This is a genomic window from Fimbriimonadaceae bacterium (genome assembly GCA_019638775.1).
GTDB lineage: Bacteria > Armatimonadota > Fimbriimonadia > Fimbriimonadales > Fimbriimonadaceae > JAHBTD01.
This window is the reverse complement of the sequence record JAHBTD010000060.1, coordinates 1-4,813: the sequence shown is the minus strand read 5'-3', so window position 1 is coordinate 4,813 and position 4,813 is coordinate 1. Positions and strand designations below refer to the sequence as shown.

Here is a 4,813-nt window from a genome sequence, read left to right as displayed (position 1 = left end):
GATAATCAATAGGTTGCATCGCTTCTTCGACTATTCCCTCCTCGCTGGTCACGGTTTTGGTCACGGTTCCACTCAGACTCCCTCGATTCACTGCGTCTCGAAGATGTCCTGGTGCGAGATGGGCATACCGCATAGTCGTCTCGATATCACGGTGTCCGAGGATCTCCTTCACTGATACGAGATCGACCCCTGCCATGACACGGCGGCTGGCTGCGGTATGTCGGAGTGAATGCCAACAGGCCCCCTCGATCCCCGCTCGCCTCAGACCAGGCTCAAACGAACGCCGGAGAAAAGCACGGCTATCCATAGGGTGGGTCACGTCCTTTAAGCCTGGGAACACCCAAGCCGACCGAAGAAACGAGTCAAATGACCTCAGGATGGTCTTGGCTCCCTCACTCAAGGGCACATGTCGGGTTTTGCCTCCCTTCGGCATCGGCAGGGTCAGGACCTCATTTTCCAGATCGACCTGGTTCCAGCGGAGGGAGAACTGTTCTCCTCGTCTCAACCCGGTCTCGACGGCGAAGGCGACCAATTTCCAGTCATCCGGGGTCATGACGCCTCTCAATCGGTCCAGTTCTTCGCTCGTGAGGAATCGCGTCCGGTTGGCTTCAGGAAAGAACTTGAGGCTGGAAACCGGGTTCTTGGTCAGCTTGTCGTCTTTGACGGCTAGCATCAACACATGTCGGAGGAACGCAAAATGCCGGTTGATCGTGGCATCCGCCCACAGCCGTTGCGGTTCCTTCTTGTTCACCTTCATCTTGGCGCGCATTTTGGCTTGTATCCGCCGGAGATCATCGACCGTAATCTGGGTGAGTAGGCGTCTTCCGATAAGCAGGGACCAGCGCCGTCCATAGAGTACTTCGCCAGCTTTGTTTCGGTTCACCGTTCCTTCGAGGTAGCGATTGATCCAGGCCCGAAGGGTGATGTCTTTTCGAGGGGCGAATTTCTCGGGGAAATAGGTGCCTTCCCGAATATCGGCTTTTAATCGACCATAGAGCGCTTTTGCCTGTGTTTTGGTGTCACAGCGGTGCCAGCGCTCCCGTCCGTTGGCATAGACACGCACCCACCAGCCCTTGCGGCCTTTGCGCTGAGTAATCCCTCTATCCTTGCCTTCTTTTCTTGCCACGGCGGCTCTCCTTTCGCTCCTCGGTCTTCTGGGCTTCTCGCCACTTTCTCGCCGCGACGCGGTTCTGGCAGCGCGGGTGGCAGTATAGCTGGTCGCGCCGGATCGCTAAATAGATCTTGGCGCATTCCGGGCAGCGACGAATGTAGTCCCCGGACTGGGCCAGGAGGTGGACAAAGCGGTATTCAAACTCCTTGGCCTTGCGTTTCGCGACGACCAAGATCGTGCCAGCCTCGTCAGAGAATCCGCCAGGGGATGCCACGACCAACGTCATCTGCGGAAAGGTGAACGCGGCGTATCCCTCGTGCCAATAGTGCTCTAACTGCGCCAGCACTGCGGCCTGAATGTCCTGGGCTTCTTTGCGACTGGGAATCGTCTGGTAATTCTTCGCGTTGGGCACGCCTTCCACGCTCCAGCCACTTTCCGGGGCGACCATCCCGCCGAATCGCTCCCCCGTCTCATCGACAAAGGCCGCGACTTCAAACGCCACCAGCGTCCACTCCGTCGGGGTTAGGGCTTCGAGGTCCGTTTGCAGGAACGTGAGCACCCACCCGACGGCGCCATCCGGCATCGTGCGGATGCGCTCGATGGCTTTCTGGTACTCCTGTTGGAATTCCTGCTCGGCTTTCCCTTGTGCGCTCATGCCTTCCGCTCCTTTTTCACGCTGACCCCTCCCTAGATTCCTGATCCCAACACCACTGAAAAAAGTGTCCTGCTGAAGGGCCGTCTTCACCTGAATTTGTTTGGCAAGTGTACCTCCGCCTTGCTAATGGCTGTCAAGAGTCATCACGCCTAAAAAATAATACGCGTGATCTCTTCACAACCATTCTTTCAAGGAGGTGCCCAATGGTCCCGAGTACACAATTGATCACGATTCGAGAGGCAGCCAATCGGTTAGGGCTCAAGGAAAGCACGATCAGGAAATACATCCTGAAACGGCAGATTGCCTATGTGAAGCCGTCGGTGCGGGCTGTGCGGATTCCCATTGAGGAACTGGAACGAATTCTCAATGCCGGGCTGAGACCGGTTATTCCTCAAGCGGAAGGTGCCCGATGAGCCGCTGGAAGGAGTTCCGGCGGGAGCCCGTCGCCGGCGAATGGACCAGAAAGCAGAAACGGGGCTATCACCGCGTCCGGTCGCTCCTCTGGTTCTGGGAATGTCATCAGTTCCAAGTGCTCTGGGTCACCCTGTCCACGGCGGAAGGTGGGGATGCGGAGAAGCTAACCTACCACCACAAGCAACTGCGCCAGAGGATTGAACGGCAGCTGGGATTTCAGGGGTTGGAGTATTACCAGGTCCGGACGGAAGAAGGGCATGGCGTGCTCCATATCTTCTGGGCCTGGCGGGTGCCGGATGGGGAACGCGCTCGCCGGTTCTGGATCTCACAGGAATGGCTCTCGACCCAATGGCAATCCCTCCACGGGGCTCCGGTCGTCTGGGTCAAGGCCTATCAGCCCAGTCACCGTTCAAGAAACCGGCTGAGCCGCTACGTCATTAGCCAGTACGTCCAGGATCAATGCGGCTACGTGAATATGTGCTGGTCCTGGAAACGTTCGCTCGGCTTTCCCATTAGTCGGCTGTGGGAAGAAATGCGGCACCAATGGTCTACCAGGAATGCCTACCGACGAATTAGGGGTGAGATCGAAATCCCGAGGATCGTGTTCATCAAGACCTGGGAGGATCTGCTCTCGGGGCATCCCATTTGGTTCAGCGGCACGATTCTGCAACTGGTGTTGGGAAAGGGGCTCGTCTATCAGGAGGTGTGAGCATGATCTGGCATCGATGCGATCTGAGGCTGCCGAGTCTTTTTGGCCCAGCTTGTTGCGGACGGGAAGCGACCACGTATGATCGTGCGCGAAAAGCTTGGCTCTGCCCTGAACATACGAAGGAACGTCTCTGTGAGTTTTGCCAATTCGAGCGAGCGTGGGTGCGGTTTTGTTATCCGGACAAGGATGTAATGTGCGAAATCTGGCTCTGTGTCGAGTGTGCGGGGCTCACTGCGCGACGCTGAACCAATCCAATCAATTTCTCCCTGTCACCCGTCCACTATCCGCTACGGGTGAGAGGGAACGATGTTCCGTCGTTGCAGACGGCGGCGATGCGTCAGCTTGGCCGCCCCTCTGTTAGACCGTTGCAAACACAGTGAATAGCATAGGGATACTGAAACCATGCGGAGAATTAAACGCAAAGATTCCGCCCAACGAGACCGCCCGGCCGTTCCGGACCACTGGACCGGACGGCCGGGGGGATCGGGGGCGCAGCCCCCGCTTCACTTGATCTATATGGTCAAAGTAGGAAGACACATAATAACCTCGTCCCTGCCTTCGTCATCAGTGATTCACTCTCGCCAAAACATTGAGGACATGCCCTACCTTTGCGGACTTTCGAAAGTAAGGTGCAATCTTTACGATTGAGTTCGCAATTTCAGCTTTGTGCCTGACCACAAGCTGTAGCCTTAATTGCAAAATGGATATGGAGGGGAGCGGGACAAAGTGAAAGAATCGAAGTTGGCGGCTCCAGTCTATGGATTACTCCTGATCGCAATGATGGGCGGGTGTTCGCCTCACTCCTCTGTTCCTGCCAAAAGGTCGATTACATCTCCCGATTCACTAGAAGAAGCTGCTCGCTTCAATAACTCAGGGGCAGCCAAAATGGCCGTGGGTGATATCGCAGGCGGGTTGGATGATTTTCGCGAAGCTGTCCGGAGAAGTCCAGGGACTGCCATGTTTCAGGAAAACCTAGGCTGGGCCATGGCTAAGCTTGGTCAGTACGAAGGAAGTCTGCCTCCCCTCTCCTTAGCCATCTCGCTTGATCCGTCAGATCCTCAGGTTTGGTTTAAGCGTGGATATGTAAAGACTCACTTGCGGGACTTTCAGGGGGCTGCAGAGGATTACTCGCGAGCTCTAAAAATTAGCCCTGGGTTGACCGAGGCTTATGGTAATCGCGGGATGGTAAGAGCCATGTTACAAGATTGGCATGGGGCGATTGAAGATGCTTCCATGGCGATTCAGTTGGATCCTGAGAACTCATACAATTATTGGCTTCGAGGGTGGGCACACACTAGTGTCGAAAACCTCTCTGGATCGCTCTCTGATTATACTGAAGCCATACGACTTAGCCCCGATGACGCTAGACTATTTGTGAAACGAGGAGAAGTGCGAGTCAAGATGGGCGATAAACTAGGAGCTTTAAGCGACCTCACGAAGGCCATAGATCTCAATCCTCAGGAAGCAACCTACTTTTTGATGAGAGGACAGTTGAATAAGGAAATAGGTGACCACGAAAGTGCGCGGAGAGACATTAATAAGGCCATTCAGTTAGATCCTAAGCTTCTTGGACAAAGATCTTAGGCCGATCTCAGCAGTTCACATTCTAGCGTCCGACATGGCACAGCTCGTGGAGGCGTATCGTGCTTCGACTCAAGACCGTGTCTCGTTTTCGAGGAAAATCTGGTCCTGGGTTTGGGTCACGAATGCGGGTATGCCTCCATCACCACTGATCCTTATCGGTTGAAGGTAAAACCTTTATTCTATAAGAGGAAATTATCCATCTGTCCTCCCTAATCGCTGTCAGTCTCTAGGGTACTTTTTACGTCGTCTTGGCCAATGGTCTCGTTTCTGTGCGAAGGGGCGATTGTTCTGACAGATGATTGACTTGTGCGACAAATGGCGTACAATGTGAAACATGAGA

At 54.8% G+C, this 4,813-nt stretch carries 5 protein-coding genes; 3 read left to right on the top strand and 2 right to left on the bottom strand.

Going from position 1 to position 4,813, the window contains the following annotated elements; translation table 11 throughout:
- The coding region (locus KF784_19575; GenBank protein MBX3121266.1) for a site-specific integrase at window positions 1–1,126 on the bottom strand (1,126 nt) is incomplete at its 3' end.
- Window positions 1,101–1,766, bottom strand: coding sequence for a hypothetical protein (locus tag KF784_19570; protein MBX3121265.1), 666 nt, complete (start codon window positions 1,764–1,766; stop codon window positions 1,101–1,103). The genes KF784_19575 and KF784_19570, both read right to left, overlap by 26 nt.
- A gap of 203 nt (window positions 1,767–1,969) precedes the next feature.
- Here KF784_19570 and KF784_19565 point away from each other — a divergent pair, with 203 nt between their 5' ends.
- The 3 genes from KF784_19565 (at window position 1,970) to KF784_19555 (ending at window position 4,473) form a co-directional block, all read left to right on the top strand.
- Window positions 1,970–2,179, top strand: coding sequence for a helix-turn-helix domain-containing protein (locus KF784_19565; protein ID MBX3121264.1), 210 nt, complete (start codon window positions 1,970–1,972; stop codon window positions 2,177–2,179).
- Complete coding sequence (locus KF784_19560) at window positions 2,176–2,889, top strand: hypothetical protein (GenBank protein MBX3121263.1); 714 nt, start codon at window positions 2,176–2,178, stop codon at window positions 2,887–2,889. Before KF784_19565 ends, KF784_19560 begins: the two co-directional genes overlap by 4 nt.
- 693 nt (window positions 2,890–3,582) lie before the next feature.
- Window positions 3,583–4,473 (top strand): tetratricopeptide repeat protein, encoded by an 891-nt coding sequence (locus KF784_19555; protein MBX3121262.1) that lies wholly within the window; start codon window positions 3,583–3,585, stop codon window positions 4,471–4,473.
- The last annotated feature ends 340 nt before the right edge of the window (window positions 4,474–4,813 follow it).